Origin of the sequence: Shimia sp. (genome assembly GCF_965227725.1) — a bacterium.
In the GTDB taxonomy this organism is placed as follows: domain Bacteria; phylum Pseudomonadota; class Alphaproteobacteria; order Rhodobacterales; family Rhodobacteraceae; genus Shimia.
In genome coordinates this window covers 411,251-436,298 of record NZ_CBDDGH010000003.1, presented here as the reverse complement: position 1 = coordinate 436,298, position 25,048 = coordinate 411,251, and the positions used below count along the sequence as shown (strand labels likewise).

Annotated in this window: 21 protein-coding genes and 1 tRNA gene; 10 read left to right on the top strand and 12 right to left on the bottom strand. The window is 58.2% G+C overall.

Going from position 1 to position 25,048, the window contains the following annotated elements:
- Positions 1 to 601, top strand: a 601-nt coding sequence (locus tag ACO07T_RS07865; protein ID WP_422048936.1) for an EF-Tu/IF-2/RF-3 family GTPase, incomplete at its 5' end; no start/stop codon positions are given.
- A 162-nt stretch (positions 602 to 763) separates the two neighbouring features.
- A tRNA-Trp gene (locus tag ACO07T_RS07860) sits at positions 764 to 839 on the top strand.
- Positions 840 to 895: 56 nt separating this feature from the next.
- Here the strand turns inward: ACO07T_RS07860 and ACO07T_RS07855 are convergent.
- Positions 896 to 1,477, bottom strand: a complete 582-nt coding sequence (locus ACO07T_RS07855; protein WP_422048935.1) for a hypothetical protein — start codon at positions 1,475 to 1,477, stop codon at positions 896 to 898.
- A 303-nt stretch (positions 1,478 to 1,780) separates the two neighbouring features.
- Here ACO07T_RS07855 and ACO07T_RS07850 point away from each other — a divergent pair, with 303 nt between their 5' ends.
- Complete coding sequence (locus tag ACO07T_RS07850; protein WP_422048934.1) at positions 1,781 to 2,425, top strand: 2-hydroxychromene-2-carboxylate isomerase; 645 nt, start codon at positions 1,781 to 1,783, stop codon at positions 2,423 to 2,425.
- Between the two features lie 280 nt (positions 2,426 to 2,705).
- Positions 2,706 to 4,955, top strand: coding sequence for an ATP-binding protein (locus tag ACO07T_RS07845; RefSeq protein WP_422048933.1), 2,250 nt, complete (start codon positions 2,706 to 2,708; stop codon positions 4,953 to 4,955).
- Positions 4,956 to 4,968: 13 nt separating this feature from the next.
- Here ACO07T_RS07845 and ACO07T_RS07840 read toward each other — a convergent pair whose 3' ends face one another.
- From ACO07T_RS07840 to ACO07T_RS07830, 3 genes are all read right to left on the bottom strand, one after another.
- Positions 4,969 to 5,691, bottom strand: a complete 723-nt coding sequence (locus tag ACO07T_RS07840; protein ID WP_422048932.1) for a glutathione S-transferase family protein — start codon at positions 5,689 to 5,691, stop codon at positions 4,969 to 4,971.
- Between the two features lie 141 nt (positions 5,692 to 5,832).
- On the bottom strand, positions 5,833 to 6,423 hold the full coding sequence (locus tag ACO07T_RS07835; protein WP_422048931.1) for an NAD(P)H-dependent oxidoreductase: 591 nt from the start codon (positions 6,421 to 6,423) through the stop codon (positions 5,833 to 5,835).
- Positions 6,424 to 6,596: 173 nt separating this feature from the next.
- Complete coding sequence (locus tag ACO07T_RS07830; RefSeq protein ID WP_422048930.1) at positions 6,597 to 7,511, bottom strand: glycosyltransferase family 2 protein; 915 nt, start codon at positions 7,509 to 7,511, stop codon at positions 6,597 to 6,599.
- Between the two features lie 206 nt (positions 7,512 to 7,717).
- Between ACO07T_RS07830 and ACO07T_RS07825 the strand changes: the two genes are divergently transcribed.
- A complete protein-coding gene (locus ACO07T_RS07825) occupies positions 7,718 to 9,349 on the top strand; it encodes a hypothetical protein (protein ID WP_422048929.1) in 1,632 nt (543 codons plus the stop codon).
- Positions 9,350 to 9,450: 101 nt separating this feature from the next.
- Complete coding sequence (locus ACO07T_RS07820; protein ID WP_422048928.1) at positions 9,451 to 10,227, top strand: sulfotransferase family protein; 777 nt, start codon at positions 9,451 to 9,453, stop codon at positions 10,225 to 10,227.
- On the opposite strand, the gene ACO07T_RS07815 is transcribed toward ACO07T_RS07820, so the two are convergent.
- Genes ACO07T_RS07815 through ACO07T_RS07805 form a run of 3 tightly spaced genes read right to left on the bottom strand, consistent with a single transcriptional unit; the run spans position 10,224 to position 13,930 of the window.
- Positions 10,224 to 11,324, bottom strand: coding sequence for a glycosyltransferase family 4 protein (locus ACO07T_RS07815; RefSeq protein WP_422048926.1), 1,101 nt, complete (start codon positions 11,322 to 11,324; stop codon positions 10,224 to 10,226). The two genes, ACO07T_RS07820 and ACO07T_RS07815, sit on opposite strands and share 4 nt — an antisense overlap.
- Positions 11,321 to 12,469 (bottom strand): glycosyltransferase, encoded by a 1,149-nt coding sequence (locus tag ACO07T_RS07810; protein ID WP_422048925.1) that lies wholly within the window; start codon positions 12,467 to 12,469, stop codon positions 11,321 to 11,323. The genes ACO07T_RS07815 and ACO07T_RS07810 overlap by 4 nt, the downstream gene beginning before the upstream one ends.
- A gap of 12 nt (positions 12,470 to 12,481) precedes the next feature.
- Positions 12,482 to 13,930, bottom strand: coding sequence for a mannose-1-phosphate guanylyltransferase/mannose-6-phosphate isomerase (locus ACO07T_RS07805; protein WP_422048924.1), 1,449 nt, complete (start codon positions 13,928 to 13,930; stop codon positions 12,482 to 12,484).
- Between the two features lie 958 nt (positions 13,931 to 14,888).
- On the opposite strand from ACO07T_RS07805, the gene ACO07T_RS07800 reads away from it, so the two are divergent.
- Positions 14,889 to 15,335, top strand: a complete 447-nt coding sequence (locus ACO07T_RS07800) for a hypothetical protein (RefSeq protein WP_422048922.1) — start codon at positions 14,889 to 14,891, stop codon at positions 15,333 to 15,335.
- A gap of 145 nt (positions 15,336 to 15,480) precedes the next feature.
- Positions 15,481 to 16,377: a hypothetical protein gene (locus ACO07T_RS07795; protein ID WP_422048920.1), complete on the top strand. Its 897-nt coding sequence runs from the start codon at positions 15,481 to 15,483 to the stop codon at positions 16,375 to 16,377.
- An 8-nt stretch (positions 16,378 to 16,385) separates the two neighbouring features.
- Here ACO07T_RS07795 and ACO07T_RS07790 read toward each other — a convergent pair whose 3' ends face one another.
- Positions 16,386 to 17,444: an acyltransferase family protein gene (locus ACO07T_RS07790; RefSeq protein ID WP_422048948.1), complete on the bottom strand. Its 1,059-nt coding sequence runs from the start codon at positions 17,442 to 17,444 to the stop codon at positions 16,386 to 16,388.
- A 218-nt stretch (positions 17,445 to 17,662) separates the two neighbouring features.
- Here ACO07T_RS07790 and ACO07T_RS07785 point away from each other — a divergent pair, with 218 nt between their 5' ends.
- Complete coding sequence (locus ACO07T_RS07785; protein WP_422048919.1) at positions 17,663 to 18,757, top strand: glycosyltransferase family 4 protein; 1,095 nt, start codon at positions 17,663 to 17,665, stop codon at positions 18,755 to 18,757.
- Here ACO07T_RS07785 and ACO07T_RS07780 read toward each other — a convergent pair.
- The 4 genes from ACO07T_RS07780 to ACO07T_RS07765 form a co-directional block, all read right to left on the bottom strand.
- Positions 18,687 to 19,484, bottom strand: a complete 798-nt coding sequence (locus ACO07T_RS07780) for a metallophosphoesterase (RefSeq protein WP_422048918.1) — start codon at positions 19,482 to 19,484, stop codon at positions 18,687 to 18,689. The two genes, ACO07T_RS07785 and ACO07T_RS07780, sit on opposite strands and share 71 nt — an antisense overlap.
- A 97-nt stretch (positions 19,485 to 19,581) precedes the next feature.
- The gene (locus ACO07T_RS07775; RefSeq protein ID WP_422048917.1) at positions 19,582 to 21,435 is read right to left on the bottom strand and encodes a hypothetical protein; all 1,854 of its coding nucleotides are present in this window, start codon (positions 21,433 to 21,435) and stop codon (positions 19,582 to 19,584) included.
- Positions 21,435 to 21,701: a spike base protein, RCAP_Rcc01079 family gene (locus ACO07T_RS07770; RefSeq protein ID WP_209063978.1), complete on the bottom strand. Its 267-nt coding sequence runs from the start codon at positions 21,699 to 21,701 to the stop codon at positions 21,435 to 21,437. Before ACO07T_RS07770 ends, ACO07T_RS07775 begins: the two co-directional genes overlap by 1 nt.
- 156 nt (positions 21,702 to 21,857) lie before the next feature.
- The gene (locus ACO07T_RS07765) at positions 21,858 to 23,327 is read right to left on the bottom strand and encodes an oligosaccharide flippase family protein (RefSeq protein WP_422048916.1); all 1,470 of its coding nucleotides are present in this window, start codon (positions 23,325 to 23,327) and stop codon (positions 21,858 to 21,860) included.
- A gap of 191 nt (positions 23,328 to 23,518) precedes the next feature.
- Between ACO07T_RS07765 and ACO07T_RS07760 the strand changes: the two genes are divergently transcribed.
- Positions 23,519 to 24,967: a hypothetical protein gene (locus tag ACO07T_RS07760; RefSeq protein WP_422048915.1), complete on the top strand. Its 1,449-nt coding sequence runs from the start codon at positions 23,519 to 23,521 to the stop codon at positions 24,965 to 24,967.
- Positions 24,968 to 25,048: the final 81 nt, after the last annotated feature.

The following is a 25,048-nucleotide window of genomic DNA, read 5'->3' as shown; positions in this document are numbered from 1 at the left end:
TGTTGACGAGTACATCCCACAGCCACCACGTGCGGTTGACGAGCCGTTCCTGATGCCAATCGAAGACGTGTTCTCGATCTCTGGCCGTGGTACTGTTGTGACCGGCCGTGTTGAGCGTGGCGTGATCAACGTTGGCGACGAAATCGAAATCGTTGGCATCAAAGACACTCAGAAAACCACCTGTACCGGTGTTGAAATGTTCCGCAAGCTGCTGGACTCCGGTGAAGCGGGCGACAACATCGGCGCGCTGCTGCGTGGTGTTGACCGTGAAGCGGTTGAGCGTGGTCAGGTTCTGTGTAAGCCAGGTTCCGTGAACCCACACACCAAGTTCGAAGCAGAAGCCTACATCCTGACCAAGGATGAAGGTGGCCGTCACACCCCGTTCTTCGCGAACTACCGTCCACAGTTCTACTTCCGTACAACTGACGTGACCGGCACTGTTGAACTGCCAGCGGGCACCGAGATGGTGATGCCTGGCGACAACCTGAAGTTCAACGTTGAGCTGATCGCACCGATCGCAATGGAAGCCGGCCTGCGCTTCGCGATCCGCGAAGGCGGCCGCACCGTTGGTTCCGGTGTTGTGTCCAAAATCGTCGAATAATCAGTTCTGCTGATTGTTTACGGAAAGGCCGCCCCTCAGGGCGGCCTTTTTGCTTGGGGAAGGCGCGGTCCCGCCAAGGGAAGAAAGCCGCGATCAGAGCGCATTTTGCGCGTTTTCCCTCTTGCCCTTCCTGCAGCACTGCACTACGAAACTGCTCACGTTAGGGGTATAGCTCAGTTGGTAGAGCGACGGTCTCCAAAACCGTAGGTCCCGGGTTCGAGCCCTGGTGCCCCTGCCATTTCCCAAAAGATACATGTGTCAGAGATTTGTGCGCTTCGCGGCGCTTTTGGAACTTTATATGCGGACCATGTGCCTGAAGCGGCTTGCGGACATGCGGGCCAGTTTGATGGCGCGCTGCGGGGTTTTGAACTTCACATAAGGCGCGTTGGCATCAAAAAGCGGGGGCGAGAAGCTGCTCTCCACCCCAAGCCATTTGTAGAAATCCTGATAGTAGATCTCCCGCAGCGCCAGTGCGCTTTCAAAGCTGAAGATGTAATACTCATGTGTCTGCATGATGTTGGCGAAGATGTCGCGCGCGCGCGCATCATCGGCTTTGTACGTCGCGGTGGCGCCGCCAAAACGGAGCTGGCGGCTTGTGCGGCTGATGGAAAGGTCGCGGGTGCAGATCACGAAGCGCACATCATAGTCGGCCAGATCCTTGATCTCGTCCTGAAGCTCCTCAAACCATTTTTTTGGCCCGCGGGAGTAAGGCATCGAGCGGTGGATGATCACCAGATCGTCGCCTCTGTCGCCGTTCCAGCCGTAGCCATCCCACGCGCCGAAGGTTTTGCATTTCTGGAGCACGTGTGAGGCCACGCGGGCAAGGAATACGCTACCGGAAGATTCAAAACCGGTGACAATCAAAAGCCGTTTCATGTCTCTCGTCCTTAACACTATCCATACTGGCACAGACCGGGCCTTGGGGCCCGCAGCGGCACATTTGACAGGCTCTGAAAGGGGGCAGGACTGATCGAAATTCTCAGCGATCCCCGGCAGATGAGCGTGCCGCTATGCGCCGCAGATAAGCTATCATGGGTTGTCGTAGCGGCAGAGTATTATCTGCATGTGACGGGCCACAGGCGGAGTTGAGCCGGCGGCTGCTGATTTGTTGTGCGGGGCGGCGGAGGGGGCTGGAGCTTTTTTCTGGTTATGGGGGAGGGCCGCTGTTAGCGTCCCGCTATGGCTGAAATCGAGATTGAATATTTTTACTCCACCCACTCTGCCTTTGCTTATATCGGGCATCAGAGACTGCTGGACATCTGTGCCAGGAAGGGCGCGCGTTTGCGGCATCGCCCCATAGAGCTGTCGCCAGTTGTGGAGCATGCAGGCGGGCTGTCCTTTGCAGGCCGGACGCAGGCGCATGTGGACTATTTCTTTGGTCGCGAAATCGAGCGGTGGGCCGCGTTCCGGGGCGTGGAGGTGCTTGGGCATCGTCCGAGTTTTCACGATGCGCCGTTTGCGCTCTCCAGTGGTGTGATGATTGCAGCCGCAGAGGCGGGCTTTGATCTGGACAGGTTGGCCTTTGCCCTGCTGCAGGGTCATTGGCGTGACGATATGGATTTGAGCGATGCAGGGGCCTTGGCCGAGGTGCTGCAACGTGAAGGGGTAGATGCGGTCGGGCTGCTGGAGGCGGCGATGTCGGCGCCCGTGCAGGCGCAGTTGGCGGCAAACACGCAGGAGGCCATGGCACGCAATGTATTTGGCTCGCCCACCTATGTGTTGAACGGGGACATGTTCTATGGGCAGGATCACTTGGAGCTCCTGGAGCATGCGCTGGAGACGCCCTTTGGCCCGCATCGGTTTCAAAACCCGCCGGTGGGTTGAGGCTTGGCTGTTTGCCGATTTTTTATGCGCTGCTGGCGGGCGACGGGTTTGTACGTGACGTCGCGGCGTGTAACCGCATAACGGGTGGCTTGACTTGAGTGCTCACCCAAAAGTAAGTGTCTGACCGCACGATTAGCCCCGTGATCAACTTAAAATTTACAACAAATGATTTTTAGAATACTGAAAACGCTATGAAAAATGGCGGTCTTCCCAGTCGCGATGTTAACGTTTGTGACCCTTAGAATAGTTTCTGAATACCTTTTTATCCTCTAACGAGACCATGACCCAGGCACCGACAGCTCTTTACTCTGCGCAGGACGCCCTGCCGGCTGATGCCGCGCAGCGCAATCGCTGTCCGCTGCTTAAAGAGTATGCACAGGAGCGGGCTGCGCGTTGGAAGGCGCGGCTGGTGCTGTTTGCGATTGGTTGTTTCATTGCCAGCTTTGCGCTGGATCCGCGGATTGTTGCGATTGCCTTTCTGCTCGCTGTTGGCGGTGATTGGTTGGACAGCCATATACTGAGAACCCATGTGCGCCGCCTGATTGACGCAGGGCGGTTGCGGCCTGCGCAAAGGTTGGCTGTGATCTCCAGCGCCATTCAGGGTGGCGCCTTTGTGGCCAGCATTGCGGTGTTTTATTTTGCGGAGCTTGAAGAGGCTGATTTGCTGTTTGTCGTTGGGGCGCTCTGTATAGGCGCGGTGAATGCGACAATTGCCCTGCCGAAAAACCCGGCAACAGCCATTTGCAGATTGTTTTTCTATGCCAGCGCCCCGTTTGTTCTGATGGGGGTGCATGCCCTGCAGCTGGGGTCCTTTGAGCCGTTCTACCTCATCCGCGCCTCCAGCGTGATGCTGATGTTTTGCCTGTGTTATATGTTCATCGCATTTTCGAAGGCGGGGCTGGAAAACGCCCGTATCACTCAGGATCTGCGTCAGCAGCGGGCAGAGATGAAGGCGGTGACAGCGCGCCTGCAGGAACAGCAGACCGAGATGCGCCAGTTGTCTCTGGTGGCCCGCAACGCCAACGACTGTGTGATCATTTCTGACAAGAACCGGCACATCGTCTGGGTGAATGACGCTTTCACAAGGATCACAGGGTTTTCTTTGGCTGAGGCAAAGGGGCAGGCCATTGTCGATCTGTTGACCGGCAACATCGAAGAGCTGCGAAGCTACAAACCCATTGAGGATGCTGTGGCCGCTGGCCGTGCGTTTCGCGGTGAGCTGCAGAATGTGACTAAGGACGGGCGTCGCATCTGGGTGGATGTGAACCTCTTCCCGATCCGGGATGAGGCTGGCGAAGTTGAGTTCTTCGTGTCCATTGAGCGGGACGTGACCGAGGCGCGGCAGCTCGCACAAGATATGGTGACGGCCCGAGAGGCGGCTGAGCAGGGGGCACGCACCAAAGCGGAGTTTCTGGCCAATATGAGCCATGAGATTCGCACGCCGCTGTCCGGTGTGATCGGCATGGCCGACCTATTGGCCGAAACCCAGCTGGACACAGAGCAGGCGCGCTTTACCGAGACCATTCGCGGATCCTCCATGTCGCTGATGGCGATCATCAACGACATTCTGGACCTGTCCAAGTTGGATGCCGGGCGCATGCAGTTGCACCCGGTGGTGTTTTCACCGCACGCCTGCATCAAGGAGACCTTGGATCTGTTGAGCCCTGCGGCGGACGACAAAGGGTTGGTGATCACCTTTAATGTCGGGGAGAGCACGCCGGACTATGTGAAGGCTGATGACGGGCGCATCCGTCAGGTTCTGACCAATATTTTGGGCAACGCCATCAAGTTCACAGACACTGGTGGTGTGGATGTGATGCTGCGCCATACCTGTGATGCAAACGGGCGGCGCCTGATCTGCAAAGTCAGCGACACCGGGATCGGTATTCCGAAAGATCAGCAGGACAAGATTTTTGATCACTTCACTCAAGCCGAAGCCGCGACCTCGCGCAAGTTTGGCGGTACGGGGCTTGGTCTTTCGATCACGCGGCACATTCTGGATGTGATGGGTGGCAGTATCATGGTGGAGTCCGAGCCCGGCGAAGGGGCGACGTTCTGCGTTGAGATCCCTTATGAAGATGTGGAGCAGTCTGAGCTGTCCCCTATGCAAGCTGCCAACACAGATGTGCCCGCACAGATCGAACCGGGGCTGCGCATACTTGTGGCTGAGGACAATCAGACCAACCGTTTCCTGATGAAGAAATACCTCAAGGATCAACCGCTGGAGCTGGCCTTTGCCGAAGATGGTCAGGAAGCGGTCGAGATGGTTGAAGGCTTTGCGCCCAACCTGATTTTCATGGATATGTCGATGCCGCGTCTGAACGGCGTGGAAGCGACGAAGGCCATTCGCAAAATGGCCATTGCGCAGCCGACCATTGTGGCGCTGACCGCGCATGCGTTTGATGGGGAAATGCAGGCCTGTCTGGATGCAGGCATGGATGAATTTCTTACGAAGCCGCTGCGCAAGGTTCAGCTTTTGAACTGGATCGCGGATCACCAGAAAAACGGGCAGATCACCGGCGCAGCGTGACGCTTGGTGTGACCTAGGGCTGTTTTGCATCCATGGCAAAGCGCGCAGCGTTTTCGGCGCCAAAGGCATCATCCTGCGCTGAGGCGCTCCAGAATTGCGGCTGGGCCTTGGGGATGGTGAGTGCTCTTTGCGTTGCGGGGCGTGCGTCGATCCGGTCAAACCACGCTTGCAGATGCGACAGCCCGTCGATCGAAACCTTGGCCCATACGTACGCACGTGCCCATGGAAAGGTTGCCATATCGGCGATGCTGTAATTCTCGCCCGCAAGCCATTCGCGGCCCTCCAGGCGGGTGTTGAGCACTTCGAGAAGGCGGCGGCTCTCATCCACATAGCGTTTGATTGCGTAGGGCTCTTCATGCCCATTGGGCGCGGCGATGCGCTGGAAGTACATGGCTTGGCCCATCATCGGCCCGACACCGCCCATTTGAAACATCAGCCACTGCAGGGCTTCGGACCGTGCGTTTGGATCTGTTGGCAGGAACTTCCCGTATTTTTCGGCCAGATACCAAAGGATTGCGCCGCTCTCAAACACCGCAAAATCGCCGTTTGAGCGATCCACGATGGTAGGGATGCGCCCGTTCGGGTTGAGCTTCATATAGTCCGGCGCTTTCTGCTCGCGTTTGCCAAAATCAATGAATGTCAGATCGTAGGGCACACCGGCCTCTTCCAGAAAAAGGACCGGTTTGTAGCCGTTCATTGTGGCGGCGGTATAGAGGTGGATGTCTGGCGTGGGCATCAGGGCACTCCGGCAGTCGGCTAGCTGGTATCCTCAGGGTAGCAGTTTTGCCTATTGCTGGCGACACGTGGCTGGCGGCAACACATTTGACTGGTGCAGCCGCCGAGTTTGGGATGCAAGTTTGGTTGAGGGCGTTGGCCGTTAGCCTGCGAGATGTGCCGCGATATGGGCGTCAAAACGCTCAAAATCCGCGGCAATGTCAGGGTTCTTCATCACGTCAAACGCGGCAAAGGTTGGCAGGGCGGACATGTCAAAGAACTTTGCGTTCAGGTGCATGGGGCGCAGCAGGTCATCGACGCTGCCACCGGCAAAAAGAGCCTCGGCAGGATCATCAAAGGACTCTCGCGGGGCGTTGAATGTGACTGACAACATGTAGCGGGTGCCCGTGAGCGCGCCACCCATGCCGTAGTTGGACTTGGGGGCCTCCTCGGTGCGGCCATCGCCCGCACTCAAGCGGCCGTCCAGACCGGCGGTGTAGACTTCATCCATGTATTTCTTAAAGGACCATGGCACGCCCATCCAATTGACCGGGAACTGGAAAATCACAGTGTCCGCCCATTGGTGGTTCGCGATCTCGGCGTCTACGTCATAGCCCTCGGCGACGGTTGTGACGCGCACGTCATGGCCTTTGGCTTCGAGCGCTGTGCGGGCGCGGTCGGTCAAAGAGGCGTTCAGGCGGCCCGGTGCAAACTCATAGGGTTGGGCGCCGTTGAGGATCAGTATGTTGGTCATGATGCATTCCTTGCATTTGGGACAACCGCTTGGGGAGGTGCGGTGCGCAGGACGTGTGGCTGCACAATGCGAGGTTCAACCTTTGCGCGTTTCTCAAATCCGCACGTTTCCGTGAAACTTGCAGAGGGCACAGAGAAATCAATTTGTAAGGAACGGGTTATGCGCCCCCGCTGCTACATTTTCAGGATCTTTTCGGGGTCAGACCGGCCCATCAGCACATCTGCAATGGCGATCCAGTTGCCGCGGGCGCGGCCGCGTCTGTCCACCCATGCCTCCGGGCGCAGGGACCGCAGGTGGTTGGCAGCGAAGTTGCGCAGGCACATGGTCAGGCCGCGCCGCCACGGAATGCTGCCTTTGCGGATCAGGTAGAGCGGGTTGGCGATCTGGGAATAGCCCAGGATTGCGCCGTTGCGCTCGCGGCCAGATTTGACGCCGCAATGCACCCCTACAAGACTTTGCAGTCTGACCTTCTGGCCCGGCAGGCGGGCGCCAAAGTCGAGATCTTCCTGCCATGCATAGAGCGGGAGTTTCTCGTCAAAGCGCACGTCTTTGGCCGCAGAGGACCGCACCGCCATGTTGCAGCCGTAAAGCCCAAGCAGGCCGGAGTTCAGGATTGTGGGTTCCCCCCTTCCAGCGTCCGGAGCTTGCTGCTCCCAATTGACAACGGCATGCCCCGCATCCTTGATGCTGATGCCCTCAGAGTTGATCCCATCCGCCAAGAGATTGCCGGTGACCCCGGTCACCTCCGGGAAGGCCTCAAAAGCTTTGATGATGTCAGCAATCACATGGCAGCTGGGCACATAGTCGTCATCTTGAAAGAAGACAAAGTCGGACTGATCCACAACGTGATCCAGCCCGACGTTGCGTTGCCGGGAAGAGCCTTTTTCCGAGAGGATCACCTCCGGGAGGACAGGTGCATGGGGGAGAAGTTTTGCAAAATCCGGCGCGTCTTCGGGTTTGGTGACCACCAATAGGATCCGGCTGGGCAAGACGGTCTGCCGCATCAGATAGGGCATCATTTGGGCCAGAGTGTCAGAGCGACCAAGCGAGCAAATCACCACTGCTACGCGCTTTGGGGCAACCGACATACAAGCACTCCGAAAAATTTCATTTTCCAGTGTCTATATGTCTAGCAGGTTGCATAATGCGATAAAGTGACAGTTGTGCCTTTTCCGGTTTTTTGGTGGTGTGTTTGGTGGTATTTCGCAAAAGAGGTCCGCTGCTTAGGCAGATTATCGCCACTGTGCTGTTGGGTAGTTTTTTATCTGCGCAGCAAAGTGGCGCTGAGGGGAAATTGAGGGCACCGCCCATTGGTGTGGCGAGCAATTTTGGGGTGGACCAGCAGGATCGGGTGCTGCGACTGGCGCAGGCGTTTCCCATTCTCAACATGCGCGATTCCATTTCCTGGAAAGAGCTGGAACGCGAGGGTGCTGCCTATGACTTCGGCAGGCCGCGCACAGGCTTTCCCGCGCAATTTGATCTGGAGAAGGTCGCGACAACGCTGATCGTGCATCCCGCCAACCCGCTTTATGAGGCGGGCAATACGGTGATGACTGAACACGGCATCGCCGCCTTTGCGCGCTATGTGGAGGCGGTGGCCACGGCTTATCCCGGGGTGGTGGCCATTGAGGTGGCCAATGAGTTCAACGGAGGCAGTTTTGTCAAAGGCCCGGCGCGTAAGCTGGGGCCGATGGCGCGCGCGGATTTGCATGCGGTACATCTGGCCGCGGTTTCAGAGAGGTTGCGTGCGCGAGCCCCTGAGGTACGCATCATTGGTGGAGCCGCGCATTCAATCCCTGCAGGCTTTCTGTGGCGGCTTCTTGATCAGGGTGCGGCGGCGTGGATAGATGCCATCGCGCTTCATCCCTACACCACAGAGCCTGAACAGTTTGTGCGGCAAGTGGCGGTGTTGCGGCGGCATCCGGAAATGGCGGGGCTTGGCATTGATGTGACGGAGTTTGGTCATATCGACCGGGAGGCGGCGCCGGGCTACATGCTGCGGTATTATTGCCAGATGGCATTGGCCGCTGTGGACCGCGTCGCTTGGTATCCGCTGGTGCGCAGGGGGAAATATGCGGGTCTGTTCACGCGCGATGGGCGGATTGAGCCTGCGGGGCGCAGTTATCGTATGATCGCTGCGGAACTCTCGGGCACGGATGTGGAGACATTTGAAGCCGGGGCCTTTACCTATGGCTGCGCCTTTGATGGCGGCCGCAAGCTGGTGCTTTGGGGGGCGCCGCGTCTGGTGACTGTATTGGCGGCGGATGTGACCGTGCGCGGCGCAGATGCGGCGGCGGTGTCTACCCACGAAGAGATGGTCTTGTCACGGGAGGCACCGTTGGTGTTCAGCGCGGAGCGGCCACTTGCGCTGGGCACGGATATTCGGCCGGGGGCGCAGGCGCTGCTGGCGGATAGCTTTGATCAGTTTACCTATCCTTCGGAGGGGGACGCTCCGGGCAGAGCGCCGGGGTTTCAGCGTTTCCTGCAGGTGGCTGGGGCTGACGATGTGCCGTTTGTCACGCGACCGGGGCAGGAGGCGCGAGGCAGACCCTGGACGCCTTACCTTGGCACGGACCTTGCCGAAGGTGTGTGGCTGACGGCGCGCGGGATGCAGCTGTGTGGACGCCGCGCTCAGGAGATCGGGATCGTGCATCGCTATGTTTCGGAGCGGGACCTTACGCTTGATGTGTCTGCCAAGCTGGAGATCACAGGACAAGGTGGCGATGGTATGATGGTTGTCATCAAGGCTGGCAGTGAGGTGCTGGTGCAGCAGGTTGTGCAGACCGAGGAAGAGATAGCACTGACAGACGTCAAACTGGGTGCGGGACAGGCATTGGACATCGTCGTGCAGGCACATGGTTCAACGCATGGGAATAGTTTGCGCCACCGATTTCAGCTTTTTGATGCTGGGGTTGCCCGTAACTGAGCAGCGGGTGGGAAAAGGGTCACCTCGGGTCCATGAAGCTTTGACACAGGGGAGGCGATGGCGCAGGAATAATCTTGTATTCTGTGTGTTTGGCCATTTTTATGACCGTTTCTGTGAGATCATTTGTGAAGGCACCGGTGGGGGCCGCGGTGGCGGCGGTCAATCCGCAATGCCGCTTTGACCGCGCGATATTTGTGATGTCTCACATGCGCGGCGCGACGACGGCCTTGTCCAACGTGCTGTGCAGCCATCCTCAGATATCAGGCTATGGCGAAGCGCATATCTCTTATCAAGGACGCGGGAGCCTCGGGCAGCTGGCGGTCAATCAGGCAAGGCGCAGTGCGTGGTCGCCGAGTGCGCGTTATCTGTTTGACAAGATGCTCCACAATCGGCTCGACCGCGACCTGCCCGAGGCGTTTTTTGCTGCGCGCGTGGTCTTCTTGTTGCGGGCGCCTGAGCCGACAATCCCATCGGTGGCCAATCTGTTCCAGCATGTGGGGTCCAGTGAATATCCCGATGAGACCACAGCGGCGCAATATTACCTGGCGCGGGTGCGGCGGCTCACACGCCTGTGGCCACGGTTTGCGCCAGAGTGGCGCATCGGGTTGCGCAGCGAGGCGTTGCTCTCTGATCCGGAGGCCGCCGTGGCGCGCATTCAGGGCATGCTGCAGATGAGCCCTCCATTACAGAACCGCTATGTCAGCCGGGCGGCGAGCATCGGGGCGGGGGCGGGCGATCCGATCCAAAGTGGCAACCATGCCAGGATTGAGCGGCGCGCGGCTCAAGAGGACGTGCCGGTGCCCCACATTGCGCCGTCTCTGTTGGTGCAATGCCGGAAGGCCTATGAGGCGTTGTTGCAGATGATGGAAGAGGGTTAGGACACAATCCGGTGCTGATCCAGCGCGGCAATCACCGCGCGGGCGGCATTCTCCCAGGTAAAGTCGGAAATATGCGCGCGGCCTGCTGCGATCAGAGAGCTGCGCAGCGCCGGTTGGCTCATCAAGAGTTGGGCGCTGATCGCCCAGTCCTCAGGGTTGTCGGGATCCGCATAAAGTGCTCCGTCACCGCACACCTCAGGCAGGGCGCCGCATGGCGCGGCGATGGCGGGTGTGCCCAGTGTCAACGCTTCGGCAGGGGGAAGGCCGAAACCTTCGGTGCGAGATGGCGTGAGCACGGCAACGGCTCCTTGATAGAGCGCGGCGAGTTCCCGATTGGAGACAAACCCCGGGAAATGGACGTTGTCCGGCACCATATGGCCTGCGCTCAGGAAGGCCTGTTTGGTGGATTTTCCGACCAGCACCAGCTGGGCATTTTGCATGTCGGGCCGTGCAAAGGCCTGCAGCAAAACGGTGATGTTCTTGTGATCCTGCAGGCTTGAGAGGGCGACGAAGTAAGGCGTCTTCAGAGGGGTGTTGTTCGGATTGTAGCTATGAGAAGGCAGGGCGGCCAAATGGCCGACGCCATTTGAGACCACATGGATCTGGTCTGATTTGGCGATGCCCAAAGCCACCAGTCGGGACTTGGAATATTCCGACACCGCCAGCACCAGTCGCCCATCAGTGGCCGCACCATAAGACAGCAGCTTGCGCCACTGACGCGTGGGGAAACTGTAGCTCTCCGGTGCATCAAAGACATGGGCATCGTGCAGCATGGTGACATGGTTTTTACCGAGCAGCGGAGCGGTGTTAAAAAAGCCGGCGATGCGGCCGCGGCGGCTCAGGCGGGGAAGTTCCAGCTGTTCCCAGAAAATGCCGCCGAGGCGACCGAAGACCTGAAACGGGATGCCCAAAGCTTGCGCCGCTTTCTTGGCAGTAGGGGGGACAACCACTTTGAGGTCATAGCGGGCGGCGACGTCCGCATCGGTCGCCTGAAGTTTGGCCAAGGCCAGGGTCAGCTCGCGGGCGACCGTGTTCACTGCTGTGGTGTCTGCGGTCAAGAAGCGCCCGTTGACAAAAACCGGAAGTCGGGTCGTCACATGATCTCCTCAACCAGCTGCTGCATTTTCTTTTGAAACACTTCTTTGCGGAAGCTTTCGGCGTGGCGGCGCACGGCTTTGGGTTTGATGTCGTCCTCCACCGCAAGGAACTGATCGACCGCTCCGAGCAACGACGGAATGCTCTGTTCGTTATAGAGCACGCCGGTGGGGTCGCCTTTGTCCAGCCCGCGCACGGTCTCCGCAGAGCCACCAACACCAAAGGCAATAACCGGAGTGCCGCAGGCCTGCGCCTCGACCGGGACCATGCCAAAATCCTCAAGCGCGGCAAAAAGAAAGGCGCGGGCATTGCGGAAACATTTGGCCATATCGGCGTCGGCAAGGCGACCGGTGAACTCCACATTGGGGCCGGCAAGGGCCATGATGCGCGACTGCTCCGGGCCGGTTCCCACGACTTTGAGTTTGAGGTCCGGGCGGCGAGCGAAGGTTTCGACAATGAGGTCGATGCGTTTGTAGGGCACAAAGCGGGAGGCAGTGACAAAGTAGTCATCACGCGCGCCCTCGTTATAGGGGAAGCGCTCCATATCAATGGGAGGGTGGATCACTTGCGCCTTACGGCGGTAGACTTTTTCGATGCGCTTGGCGATGAATTCCGAATTGGCGACGATGTGGTCCACCATATTCACCGTGCGCAGATCCCAAAGGCGGAATTTGTGGAGCATGCCGTGTGCAAGGTGGCGCTTGAGCTGGCCCAGAAAGCCGCCACCGAGACTGTCCAGATATTCTGGCGCAAGATCCCAGGCATAGCGGGGTGGCGAGTGAATATACGCGATATGGGGTTGGTCGACCCCGGTGATCACGCCCTTGGAAAAGGCGGCGGAGGAGCTGATCACGCAATCAAAGCCACGCATGTCGAATTTTTCGATCTCGCGGGCGCATTGAAGCAGCAGATATCGGTAGTATTTCTGCACGCCGGGCAGCCGATTGAGCCGGCTGACCTTGAGCGGGCTGAGCCCGCCGTTTGTAGCGTAGTCACGCTCTTCCTCGGTGAGAAAATCAAAGAGAGTGTGTATGGGAGCGCCGGGGAAAGCACGCGCCAATTCGGCGGTTACGTGCTCTCCTCCAGCAAGTCCGGGGAACCAGTCATGTACAAGTGCGATGTTGCGTGCCGGGGAGCGCATCAACATGGCGAAACCTACCTATCCTTTGGCACCTTGCCCCCGCGAATACACATCTTCGTAGCGAATGATGTCATCTTCGCCGAGATAGCTGCCGGTTTGAACTTCGATGAGAACCATGGGGACTTTGCCAGGGTTTTCCATCCGGTGAACCGCCCCAAGCGGGACGTAGATTGATTGGTTTTCCGATACCAGTTGTTCGGTGTTGTCCACCGTTACTCTTGCCGTGCCCTCCACGACGATCCAGTGCTCTGCCCGATGGTGATGGGATTGCAGAGACAGGGATGCGCCCGGGTGGACATGGATACGTTTGACCTGAAAGCGATCGCCAATGACGAGACTTTCAAACCAGCCCCAAGGACGGTGATCTTTGGGGAATGCGGTTGCCTGTAGGGCGTTTTTGGACTTGAGCGCGGTGACGGCGTGTTTCACGTCTTGCGCCTTGCTCATATCCGCGACCAGAACCGCGTCGTTCATGGCCACGGCAATGATGTTTTCCAAGCCGATGCCTACGATTTCCTGGGTGTCGGTTTCAGAGCGCAGCAAGGTGTTGCGGCAGCCAAGATCGGTGGCATTGCCTGATAGCGCGACACCTTGGTCGTTCTGATCACTGTTGCGCCATACGGAGTCCCAGCCGCCAAGATCAGACCAATAGCCGGAGAAAGGCAACACTGAGAGATTGGTGGCCCGCTCCATCACCGCGTAGTCGATGGAGATGTCTTCGGCCGCGCTCCAGGGCTCTGGCGCCAGACGCAGGAAGCCAAGGTCCACTTCTGCCGCCTCAACAGAGGCCTGGACTGGGGGGATGAGGTTGGGGGCGTGCGCCTCAAAGGCGGCGATAATGTCTTTGGCTTTGAACAGGAAGATGCCCGCATTCCAAAGATAGTTGCCCTGCTCAAGCATGGCCTGGGCCACCTCAAGCTTTGGTTTTTCGACAAAGCGCGACAGCTTGATCGTGCCTTCAGCGTTTTCGGGGGAGCCTGCGAGCTCCAAGTAGCCGTAACCGGTTTCCGGAGAGGTTGGCGTGATGCCGAATGTCACCAGTTCACCACGCTCAAGCGCAGGCAGCGCTGCTTTGACACTGGCCTGAAATGCGGTCACATCAGGCACCACGTGGTCAGATGGCCCCACAAGCATGACGGCGTCCCGGTCTTCGGAGTAGAGGTGCAGGGCCGCTGCCAATACGGCGGGTGCGGTATTGCGACCCTCGGGTTCAATTAGAATGGTTTTGGGGTCAATTCCGATATCCATTAATTGCTCGGTGACAATAAAACGGAAGTCTGAATTTGTAATAACAACGGGAGTTGAGAAGTTCATATTTTCAATGCCGCCCGTCAGGCGCTGAGCGGATGCTTGAAAAAGAGTGTGCGTGCCAACCAATTCGACAAATTGCTTGGGGTAACTCTTTCTAGAAAGAGGCCACAAGCGCGTTCCAGAACCGCCACAAAGTAAAACCGGCGAAATTTTCATTCGGGGTTATCTCCAATATTAATCTACAGATCCTGAAAAAAAATCAGGAAGTATACGCAGATCCTGAAACTGAATTCAGGTATAAGTGTATCGTGTGACTGTCTCAAGTTATTGAGAACATTGTCACAAAACTATCACCCGCTGCGGGAGATTGCCTGAAAATTAGGCTCTTCGCCAGCTCTTTTGCGCATGAACTAACCGTTTGAGGAAAGTTCCGCACGAAAGAGTATGCGGCTTTGTTTTCATGGCGGTTTCGGTTTTTTGCCGTTCTTTCTGGTCGATTTATCGACAGATGTCGTGCTGATTTTGAGGAGATGTTTTTCATAATTATTCTCCTTATGGTTAAGTATTGTTCATAAAAGATTAATGAAGGATTAATTTTGATTTTGTGATTTTTGAAACGCTGCCGTGGTTTGGATTTGGCGAAATTATCGAAATGTTTGAGCGTTGAATTGGCGTGTCGCCCTTGGGGACTTGATCAACAGAAAGTGAGCGAAGTCAGCATTGCTGACGGCGTTATGGGCGATTGTTTGCTGGTTGCTTTAACGTCAGTTCGGCGGCAATTTGCCGAATTATTATTTTGTTAACTATTCGTGTCTCGCAAATGCGCTCGAAATAATTCAAAAGGCAAAAATAATCTTGTGTCAGGCGCGTGCGTAATGCCGCTGCCACCGTTTCCAGTGATCAGTAGAAAATTAACTTCGCAGAGATATCGACTCTGTTGAAGCAATTGTGGTGCCGGAATTGAACTGAGGAATAGTGGCCGTTTCCTAAATGTCGCGGGAGGAGTGCGTATGCACAGCCTGTGGAGCATTTTCATCGAGTGGGGGCGCATTCAACGGATCGGTTCGTCAGCCCGGCGCATAAGCAAGCCGCGATGGTCGGCAGAGAAGATCGGACGCAAAGTCCCAATCCGGTGCAGGAGCCAGAAGGTCTGCGCCAAGGTGGAGAAGACAAAATGACTGACACCGCAGAACGCGATGTCTTGAAAGACAGAACTCTGAAGCTTGACCGCGATGAGAGCCGCTGGACCTCCCGCCAAGGGGGCGAGGCGCTCTTTGTCGGGCACGGAGATGACAATGTGATCGGCGCAAATGGCGTGGATCGTTTGGCTGAGGTGACGGTAGACGACTCTCTGACCGATGGTGGCTCATCAGATATGTTGCGGGACGATGTCGATGAAACGGCACTGGCTGGCGATGAAGTATGTGAGCGCGCCATCAGCTTTGATATCTTTGAAAGTGACCGGTTGGTGTTGAAGCTGGCGCACGTTGATGAGCGTGGTCCGGATTTTGTGGCATCGCGCACTCAGCTGGGCGGGAGGAGTGAGGCCGTCAACTTCTTCGGATGCTTTCAGCAGGGCGAAGGCCAGCAGGATGATCGCTTGGAAGCACTTCTCGCGTGAACACGAGATACCGTTGAGCAAAGCAGCCTGATCAAAAAATGAGCGACTGGCCAAACGGACCTGCCTGAATAGCCTGTGTCGTTTACCGCAAACGGGCCGCGCGATAAGCTGGCAGCGTTGGTTGATTTGTTTTGCGGGTGGTTTCTTGGACAGGCTGATTTACATCGTCGGCTCCGGGCGCAGCGGCTCCACCGTTATGGAGCGCGTCCTCAACAGTTCAGACAGATTGGTGGGCGTTGGAGAAATCCACGCACTGTGGCGGCTGCCGATTGACGGGTTGATGTGTTCCTGCGGTGCCACCGTACCCGATTGCACTTTCTGGCAAAGCGCCTTGTCGCACGCTGAAATTGATGCGGATGATCTGGCGGAACTTGCGGAGCTGGAGGACAGCGTGATCCGCAATAAGTTTCTAGTGCGAAAGCGGTATGATCTCAGGAAGATTGCGCGCGATCCGGGCATTGTACGTTTTAACGCATTGCAGGCTCGGCTGTTTGACGGCGTGCGGGTTGCGAGCGGTGCCGAGATCGTGCTCGACAGTTCCAAGGCGGGGCCGCGGGCTTGGGCTTTGGCCGCCTCAGAACGCCCTCCGGTGTTTTTACACGCCTATCGCAATGCCCGTGATGTGATCGCGTCATGGCGTAAGCCGAAATTTGAACCCTCCACCAATAGCTTGATGAATAAGCCAAGTTTGGGCAACGCGGCGCTTGATTGGATCAAGGTGGAACAAGCCGCGCGCAGTCTGGCCCGCCGAGGGCAGAAGGTGAGTCGCGTGAACTATTTGGATTTTGCCAAAGCGCCGCGCCCGACCTTGCACGCTGCGCTGGAGCCTTGGTTTTCGGGGCTGGTGGACACGATGAATTGGCGTGGCGAGAGGGATGTCGCACCGGGCGCGCAGTATCATTCTGTCCTTGGAAATCCGGATCGCTTTGACAGAGGGGTGATCCAGATCCGGCCGCAACGGGTGGCGGCGCAAACCTTCTCGCGCAGCGAAGCCATTGCCATTCAGAGCGTTGCCGCGGTTCTGCAGCGGATTTACCGATAGCTGGCGATCTAGGCCTGTGATCCCTTTGGGGTGAAACTGTCTCGGCACCAGCGGGTTATGGGCCGTTCGATCCAGAGGTGGGTGGCTGTGCCCGCAGCGATTGCCGCAACAAACAGCACTGCCGCAGTGCTGATGGGCCCCAATAGGGCGTCGAGCTTAAGGGCTGCGAGCCCTTTTTCTCCGATTTGCAAAACAATGGTGTGAGACAGATAGAGAGCGTAGCTTGCAGCGCCTTGTTGTTGCCAAAACGGGGATTTGAGCGATTGGGAGGCGCGCTCCAAGTAAAGTGCGCCAGCCACGATGCAGAAGGCTGGCAGGCCGAAGACTAAAAAACGAAGTGGCATGAGCTGTTGGAAATCTGGACCCCAGTCGAAAATCTCTGGGAGAGCCAGCCCAAGACCACCGGCTGTGATCAACAGCCAGCCGGTGCTGCGCCGCCCGCCAATGGGGCCTGCTTTCAGGTACCAATGTGCCAGCCAGCAACCGGCGAGAAACTCCAAGAGAATACTGTTGGTGAAGAAGCGGGCCACCGCGCCGGAGGGCTGTAGAAGCAGGCCAGCCAGCGGCAAGAGCAGAAGGCAAGTGGTGATCGCCATCAGACGGTGGCGACTGGGCAGAAAAAGCGCTGTGCCAAAGAGCAGGTAGAAAAACGCTTCGAAGTTGAGGGTCCAGCCGACACCGAGAATGGGCATAAGCGCGCCGTTGCTGCGTTCAAACGGAATGAAGGCCATGGATTTGAACAGATTGGCCAGCGTGGCGTCTGTGTCAGTGAGGCCCACAGGGCGGAGGCCGATGGCCACCATGCCAGCGATGAGCAATAGGAACAGCCAGTAAAGTGGCACGATGCGTGTGGCGCGCTGTCCAAAGAATTGTGCTGGCGTCGCAGTTCTCTGCGCCGTGGTCAGCGTGATGATAAAGCCTGAAATCACAAAGAAGATATCGACCCCGGCCGCGCCTACATGGATGTCCTTGATCCAAGGGGCATATGGGAGCAACGGCGTGCGCAGGTGGTGCAGGACCACCATGGTCGCGGCAACAGCGCGCAGAACTTGTACATTACATAACATAGACAAGGACCTCTCCCCGAAGGGTCTTGCTACACAAAGATGGGTCGGATCTCTGTTTTAGCTCTGCTGGAAAGATGGGCTCTGTCAACCTGCGGGAGATGATAGTGCCCAGCATTGGGCAGATTTTGCGCCTCCAAGTGGCAATGGTGTTGAAAGATCCGGCAGCCGCTCGCAAGGTGAGGCTGTTTTTTATGTGTTTGCTTTGATGTGTTTTTGAGATGGCGCTTTTGCTCAATGGCCGCTTTTTGACGCGACCGCCAACCGGTGTGGACCGGGTTGCTGTGGAACTGATGCGCGCGTTTTTGGCGCGGGACGATGCGCCGGAGCTGCGATGTGTGGTGCCGCAGCCAGGACCAACTCAGGAGCTGGGAACCTTTCCTGACGCTTTGATCAAGTCTGTGGAAATTTCCGACAGCATCTTGAAGGGGCAACTTTGGGAACAGGTCTCTTTGCCCCGTCTGGCGGCAGAGGAGACCTTGCTCAGCCTTTGCAATATCGGGCCGATTGCCTTGGCAAATCAGGTGGTTATGATGCATGATGCGCAGGCGTTCTCACAGCGGCAGGCATACGCGCGCGCCTTTCGCATGTGGTATCACGCGGTGCAGCCGCGATTGGGGCGGAAGGCCAAATTGGTTCTGACCGTGTCCCGCTTTTCAGCGGGGGAGCTGGAGGCGCATGGTGTCGTGCCGCGCGGCAAGGCGCGGGTGGTGCACAATGGGGCGGACCATATTTTGCGCACCGCTGCGGATCCGGGAACCCTCAAAGATTTTGCGCTGGAGCCACAGGGGTATTTTCTCGCCATAGGCAGCTTGGCGCCGCATAAGAACTTGAAAATGTTGATTGCTGCGGCCGAGCGACGCGGCGCGGGAGCACCGCCCTTGGTGATAGCAGGTGGCGGCAATGCGCGGGTATTTGGCGAAAACGGTTTGCGGGAAAGTGCGTCGGTGCGCCTGTTGGGGCGGGTGCGCGATGCGCAATTGCGCTCTCTATATGAAAATGCGCTGGCTCTGACGTTTCCATCGCTGACGGAAGGATTTGGATTGCCTCCTGTAGAGGCGATGATGTGCGGCTGTCCGGTGATTGCTGCGCCGCGCGGTGCTGTGCCGGAGATCTGTGGTGGCGCGGCGCGCTACGCCGATCCAGAAGACGCTCAAGCTTGGACTGTTGCGATGCAGGACATCGCTGACAACCAGGAGGAAAGGAAAGAACGGGCCGAGGCAGGGCGCGCCCAGAGTGCCGCATTCACTTGGCAGGCAGCGGCGGCGCAGTTTGCGGCGCATCTGGATGAGGCTGGTCTATTGTCTTTAGCGTAAGGCCACCGGCTTCGATCCGTGCCACGGTGAGCGCGCCGGTCGCATAGACGCCGCTGTCGATTGCGATGCGCCCGTTGATCAGGCCGGTGCGATCCACAATGAGATGGCCGTGCAGCACAAACAGTCCGTCTTTGCGGCGAATGTCATAGCAGTCGGCATTGCCCCAAGTCAGCACTGCCGGGTCTTGGGCATCGGGCGATTGGGCTGGGTCGAGACCTGCGTGAACCGCAATGATGTTGCCGGATTGCCAGAGCCAGGGCCAGTCGAGCATCCATTGGATCATCTCGACACCCATGGCCTGCGCAAGGGCATCGCGCAGATCATAGAGCGCGTCTTCGCTGTTGGTGGTCGGTGTGAGGCCGAAACTTTGCAGGGTTTCTGCGCCGCCAGCCCCAAGCCACATTGGAGCGTATTGGACCGGATCATCCAGAAAGCCGAGCAGCATTTCCTCGTGATTGCCACGCAGGCAGATCAGGTCCGGCCAGGCGGTACGCAGGCTGAACAGCCGACGCAGCACAGCCGCGCTGTTGGGGCCGCGATCTATACAGTCCCCGAGAAGCACCACCGGTGCTTCTGCGTCCTCAGGGCGGGCGGCGATCCAGCCAAGGGCGGCGTCCAGACGATCGGCGCAGCCATGTACATCGCCGATGGCAAAGAAAGGCTTTTGCGGGGCAAGCGCGCTCTCGGTGAGCGGTTTGGTGCGGAACAGGCGGGGAAACAGAGGCATCACAGTCTGAGATCGGAGTATAAGCTCAGACTGGCATGCTTTTGTCCGGGGTCAAGCGGGAAGCGCTAGGGATGGATCACATTTGCGGAGCCTCCCGCTAGCCCCAGGGCTGAAAGCCCGTTGGCAGGGGCAATGTGAGGCCAGAGGTGCGCAACCGTGCGCCGGTGGTTGTTCCAGGGCCAAGGCCTGCGAGCGGTTTGAGGGGGCCAAGGACGGCCGAAATATCTGCGCCAGAGGTCCCGGTGGCGGGATCCGCATCGGCAGTGTTGTTCCAGAGGGGCGCGCCGGAAGGGCGCAGCCAGAGCTGGCGGGCTGTCAAGTCAACGGCCACCTGCACGGTTGTCTGGCTGTTGATATGGGACCCCATCTGCTGAAGACCGCTACCGGAAAAGCGCAGCGTTGTGCCCAGCCAGCCTGCTTTGCGCACACCATTCGTGCCGCCGCCCAGCGGCGCATCCTGATCCCCGACCCCGACAAAGACGACGCTCCCGAACACATCGACCTCAAAGATGAACTTCCCTGTTTCACGTGTTTGGGTGCCGCGCGCGTAGCGGGTGCCGGTCTCGCCATTGTTCACCAATGCCCCATTTTCGGAGTAGCTGAACAGGCTTGGTTGATAGGTCACATCCCAGACCGAGGCGCTGGAGGGCAGGGTGATGTCGGGGAGCGATTGCAGGGGGCTGTTGATCTCGTCTGTTGTTAGCAACGCGTAGATGTCCATTGGGGTGTCCTGCGGCAGGGCGCTTAAAAGGACAGTGGATTGTCCGCCGGGGGGAAGAGTGCTTGGCAAAGATTCCTGTTGAGTGGCAAGGAAGCCGATGCCAGCCTTCAATTCCGCAGGCGTCGGTGCCGGATCGCCTGCGGGCAGTGCTGCCACATAAAGCGTGCCGCCATCAGTGCTGCGCAAGGCCAGGGTCAGATCTGCGTCTGAGATGTCCGTTTCGGCGAATTGCGTGATCACAGGGCGCAATGCCGGTGCGTAGGATTGCGACGCGCCAACGGCACCGCGCAGATCAATTAGAGCATTGGCGATGAGCTGGCCGAGTTGCTGCATTTGAGATGCTGTCAGATGCACATTGTTGCCGTTGCGCAAACCGTGCTCGATAAAATAGCGCTGAGGATGGCCGCCGTTGGCCGCGTCGGTGATGGTGCCATCTTGTGCGATGTGCCAGCGGCAAAGGCCGCGCAATTGGTCGTTGATGGCAGCGGTGTAAGGATCGGGTTGGCCGGACCCAAGGGAGGTTTCGATCGGAGACAATGCGATCAGAAACCAAGGCGGCTGCGCGCCCATTTGGGCCTCTTCAAAGGCGTAGATCTCCTCAAAATGCTGGGCGTAATCGGTGATGTCGGGGTGCGTGAGGTTGGCCTCGGCTCGTGGCGTGCTGGTATTGGTTTCGCCCTGCCACCAGATTTTTGCCTGATAGCGCAGAGGGGCAGGCAGGCTTGCAAGCGTCTGGCGCAGATGGCGTCTTCCGTGGACCTTGTTTTGCCAGACCTGCCCGGAAAGGCTTGGGCGGAAGGCGTCGATATGTTGTCCTGCGGTGGCTGCCTTGGCCAGCAGGAGCGCGTTGGCCGTTCCCCAAAGCGTGCCTGTGTCAAAGGCTGCGGCGAGGCCGATGGTTGGGCCTGTGCCCCCGCTACCGCCACCGGACGTGAGGCAGCGCTCCCCGTAGCGACCCTCTTGCCCGGCGATGGTTTCATCTGCTGCGGCCAGCACGTAAGGCAGGGTTTCCACTGTTGGCGTGGAGGTTCCTGCACCAGCGGTGATCGAGAGTTGGGAGACGTCCCCATAGAGGCGCCGTGCGGAGGCAGGCAGGCTGTCGATGGAATTGAAGCCCACGATGTTGGATTGCCCTTCTGCATCGAGAAAGGCGATGAAACTGGGTTGCGGTGAGACTGTTCCGGCTTCCCCAAGCGTGCTTGCAGAGATGTCGAGGCCGATCCCAATCATCAGCTCAGCCCGATGATGCCGGTTGCGGTTGTGCCTGTGGCCCAGACGCGCGTGGCGCGCACGGGGAAGGTGATCCCGGCGGCAACAAAAAGCGTGGCCACAGAGCCATCGGCGGTTGTGAGGCGCACCGTGCCGCTGCTGGCGACGTTCAGGGCGCGTGTGGTTTTGCTGAGATCTGCGCTGTCGTTTGGGGTGATCTCCTGCAGAGACACCGCGGGAGCGTTCAGGGTGACGGGATATTGGGAAAAATCATCTGGTGACGGCAAAGCTGTGTCCTCGCATGGTCAATCGGTCAGGCGGGGTGCCTGAGCTTGATGGGCAAGGGGGATGCCAGATCGTGCTTAATCAGGGGTGGGCGCAGCGCTCGCAGGCTACGAGTTCCGCGCAACGGGAGCTGTCTGTAGTGGCTTGGTATGATGGGCTTACCGTTCGGCAAACACCCTCATATCAAACACGCGCAGCCGCATTCCCGCGCCGATCGTCGCCAGAGCCAGAAGCGTGGCCAATGACAGGCCGATGCCAAGGCTGAGACCACTGACGCCAATCCCGCCTTTGATCCAGAGCCACAGGCCACTGGCGGCAGCGTAGTAGGCGCCCACCACCGCCAAGGCGATGAGGATGTTGTAAACTGCGCCCCGAATGGGCACCTCGCCTTGCCAAGAAATGAGTGCGAGCGCGGCAATTGCTGTGAGGATGGCCACGCAGGCTTGGGCAAAGGCGAGCGTGTTCAGGCCCTGATCAGAGGTGACAAAGATGGTGGCGATCATCACGCTGGTCCAGAGCAGATTGTGATACATCGACACCTGCGTTTTGTTGCGGGCGGCAAAGATCGGCAGGATCAGCGCATTGCCAAAACCGGCAAAGGCGCGCACCGACAGCGCATAGAGGGCGCCAAGGGCGGCGAGATAGCTTGGGTGAAAGAGTGTGGTGACGAGATCGGCTCCGAACACCAAAATGGAGGCGGCGAAGCCCCCCATCAAAATGACCATCACACCACAAAAGCGGTTGAGCACTGGCTCCAGCTGCGCCCCCGTGCGGGCAGCTGCACCAAATTGGTTGAGTGCAAAACTGCGCAAGGGTTGCCCCACGATATCAATGGTGGCGGTCGAAAGCCGATTGGCGAACCGATAGAGACCAGATTCTGCCGTTGTGAAGAAATAGGCCAGCAACAGGTCTGTGCCGAAATTTGAGACAAAAACCAGCAGGCGGGATCCATAAAGGCCTGAGGCATAGCGCAGCGCATGTGCTGCCATTGGGCGGTCAAACAGGAAATGGGGTCGATCCGGCGTCATGACGCCGTACAGAAAAACACCGATGACAACGCGGATATAGCGGTAGACCACCAAGGCAAAGAGCGACTGCCACAGCCAAAGCACCACTGCGCCGCCGAGCATGGCGGCACTGTTTTGCAGCAGCATGATGATGAAGTGCCGCCGCATCTGCTGACGCCGTATCAGAACGGCGCCGGCCCAGGCCATGCCGGAGGCAAAGGGTTGCAGCAGGCCCAGATAGCGCAGGACGGGTGCGAGATCAGGACTGTCAAAGACCTGTGCCAACCATGAGGCAAACACGATGAGTGCCCCACCGCCAATCCAGCCCACAAGCTGCATCAGCCAAAACATGGTGGAAAGCACGGATGTGTCATCCTCCGAAGAGGTAACGACAAAATGGTAAAACCCCGCATAGGTGAACGCGAGCACCAGCTCCACAAAAACAATGGCCAGCGTGTAGACACCGTATTCAACGGGGGCGAGAAAGCCTGCCGCCAACAGCGTGATGACAAATCCGGATATTTGCTGCGATGCGAGGCCAATTATGGAGAGCGCCGCATTCGCGCCGGATTGGATTTTGGATTGACCTGAGGATTGGGCTGCGGGAGCGCGATCTGCCATCTGTCCTGTAAATCCGAGTTTTGAACAAAAGAAACCAAAGTACGGGTGATGAAAATTCGTGCGCCATAGGGCGCGATATCGGTAATTCAGAGGTTTTGGCGCGTGAATAGGGAACGCGGCTATTAAATTGCCTTAAAATGTTACATCCTGTCGGTATTTGTAAGTAAAGCGTATTTGAGACCTGGTTTGGTATGCAATTCGTCTCGACCTCTTTTATTGCCGTGTTTTTGTGCAGTGTCCTGCTGTTGCAGGGGCCGTATCGCGGGCTTTGGGCTTTTATAGTCTCTTTGCCTTTTGGTGCGGCGGCGGCGATTACCTTTCCGGCGGTTGGCGGCACATCCCTCTTGGTCAGCGATATTGTGCTGCTGGTTATGATGATGCAGCTCTTCTTTCAGCGCCGTTGGTTTAGCCAGACTTTGGGAACATTGCGCCCCTATCGTCCCGGGTTCTGGCTTTTGCTGTGTTTGATCGGGGCGGTTGTATCGGCGATTTTCCTGCCGCGCCTGTTTGTCGGTCAGACCGAGGTCTTTCAGGTGGTGCGTTATGAGGACCGGGCGCTGCCGATGCTGCAGCCCTTGCAGCCGTCAAACAGCAATATCGCGCAGGCCTTTCGCCTTCTTCTGTCTGCCTCTGCCTTTCTGGTGCTCGCCACGCTTTACCGGCTACGGCCCGAGCCGCAGCATGTGGTGCGTGCCATGGCGGCGGCATTGGCTGTGCACGCCACGCTTGGATTTGCAGATGTCGCCTCTTACGCGCTGGGTATGCCGGATTTGCTGAGCGTGATCCGGACCTCCGGCTATCAGATGCTCGACCACCAGATGCTGTTGGGGGCAAAGCGCATGGTTGGAGGGTTTCCGGAGCCTTCGTCCTTTGGCTATTACACCATCGGGCTCTTCGGGTTCTGGCTGCGATATTGGGTGGGTGACCGTTCAAATATGCTGGCGATCATCTGTCTGCTGGTTGTGACAGTTCTGGTGCTACGCTCCACCTCCAGTGGCACCTATGCGGCGGTGGGGGCGTTTATGCTGATTTTCCTCGGCCTTCAGCTGCGCCACATGCATTTGGATCATTTGCCTCCGGCGCAGGTCAGGATGTTGGGTGCTTTTGCTGTCTTGTTGCCGCTTTTTGTCGGAACCGCTGTTTTGATCCTCAACCTTGTGCCTGCGGTTGGGGACTATTTTGACCACGTTTTGATTTCCAAGCTGTCCTCCTCCTCTGGGGTGGAGCGCATGAGCTGGAACCGGCAGGCGTTTGTCAATTTCTGGGACACATGGACGCTAGGGGCAGGCATCGGATCGGTGCGCGGCAACGGTTGGCTTGGCGCGACACTGGGCAATATTGGCTTGGTTGGAACCCTGTTGTTCGGAGCGTTTCTGGTAGGGGTGATCCGCGCGCGGGCGGTGGATCCCGCGTCACAGCAGGCGCTGGTGGTCTCGGCCCTGCAATATGGCTGTGGCGCGGTTTTTCTGCAGGCGATGCTGACCAAGACGACACCCAATCTGGGCACGGAATTTTTTGCGATGGCGGGGCTCGCCGTAGGTATCGCCCGAGGATCAGAACTGTTGGGGCGCCCAATGCGACCGGTGCCTTTTCGGCCAAAATTGAGGGCAGGTATGCAGGGTGTGTCGCTCAAAAGCTGAGTGCCGCACCCCGGAGGACTGCGCATAAAGCGCGCCATTGATGAGGCGTCTTTCGAATTGAGATGACAGAGCGTTTTGGCG

What these genes read in the sequence shown, in the direction of transcription:
- ACO07T_RS07855 (WP_422048935.1), bottom strand. Translation starts at nt 1,477, where the DNA reads ATGAAACGGCTTTTGATTGTCACCGGTTTTGAATCTTCCGGTAGCGTA.
- ACO07T_RS07850 (WP_422048934.1), top strand. Translation starts at nt 1,781, where the DNA reads ATGGCTGAAATCGAGATTGAATATTTTTACTCCACCCACTCTGCCTTT.
- ACO07T_RS07845 (WP_422048933.1), top strand. Translation starts at nt 2,706, where the DNA reads ATGACCCAGGCACCGACAGCTCTTTACTCTGCGCAGGACGCCCTGCCG.
- ACO07T_RS07840 (WP_422048932.1), bottom strand. Translation starts at nt 5,691, where the DNA reads ATGCCCACGCCAGACATCCACCTCTATACCGCCGCCACAATGAACGGC.
- ACO07T_RS07835 (WP_422048931.1), bottom strand. Translation starts at nt 6,423, where the DNA reads ATGACCAACATACTGATCCTCAACGGCGCCCAACCCTATGAGTTTGCA.
- ACO07T_RS07830 (WP_422048930.1), bottom strand. Translation starts at nt 7,511, where the DNA reads ATGTCGGTTGCCCCAAAGCGCGTAGCAGTGGTGATTTGCTCGCTTGGT.
- ACO07T_RS07820 (WP_422048928.1), top strand. Translation starts at nt 9,451, where the DNA reads ATGACCGTTTCTGTGAGATCATTTGTGAAGGCACCGGTGGGGGCCGCG.
- ACO07T_RS07810 (WP_422048925.1), bottom strand. Translation starts at nt 12,469, where the DNA reads ATGTTGATGCGCTCCCCGGCACGCAACATCGCACTTGTACATGACTGG.
- ACO07T_RS07805 (WP_422048924.1), bottom strand. Translation starts at nt 13,930, where the DNA reads ATGAAAATTTCGCCGGTTTTACTTTGTGGCGGTTCTGGAACGCGCTTG.
- ACO07T_RS07800 (WP_422048922.1), top strand. Translation starts at nt 14,889, where the DNA reads ATGACTGACACCGCAGAACGCGATGTCTTGAAAGACAGAACTCTGAAG.
- ACO07T_RS07790 (WP_422048948.1), bottom strand. Translation starts at nt 17,444, where the DNA reads ATGTTATGTAATGTACAAGTTCTGCGCGCTGTTGCCGCGACCATGGTG.
- ACO07T_RS07785 (WP_422048919.1), top strand. Translation starts at nt 17,663, where the DNA reads ATGGCGCTTTTGCTCAATGGCCGCTTTTTGACGCGACCGCCAACCGGT.
- ACO07T_RS07780 (WP_422048918.1), bottom strand. Translation starts at nt 19,484, where the DNA reads ATGCCTCTGTTTCCCCGCCTGTTCCGCACCAAACCGCTCACCGAGAGC.
- ACO07T_RS07775 (WP_422048917.1), bottom strand. Translation starts at nt 21,435, where the DNA reads ATGATTGGGATCGGCCTCGACATCTCTGCAAGCACGCTTGGGGAAGCC.
- ACO07T_RS07765 (WP_422048916.1), bottom strand. Translation starts at nt 23,327, where the DNA reads ATGGCAGATCGCGCTCCCGCAGCCCAATCCTCAGGTCAATCCAAAATC.
- ACO07T_RS07760 (WP_422048915.1), top strand. Translation starts at nt 23,519, where the DNA reads ATGCAATTCGTCTCGACCTCTTTTATTGCCGTGTTTTTGTGCAGTGTC.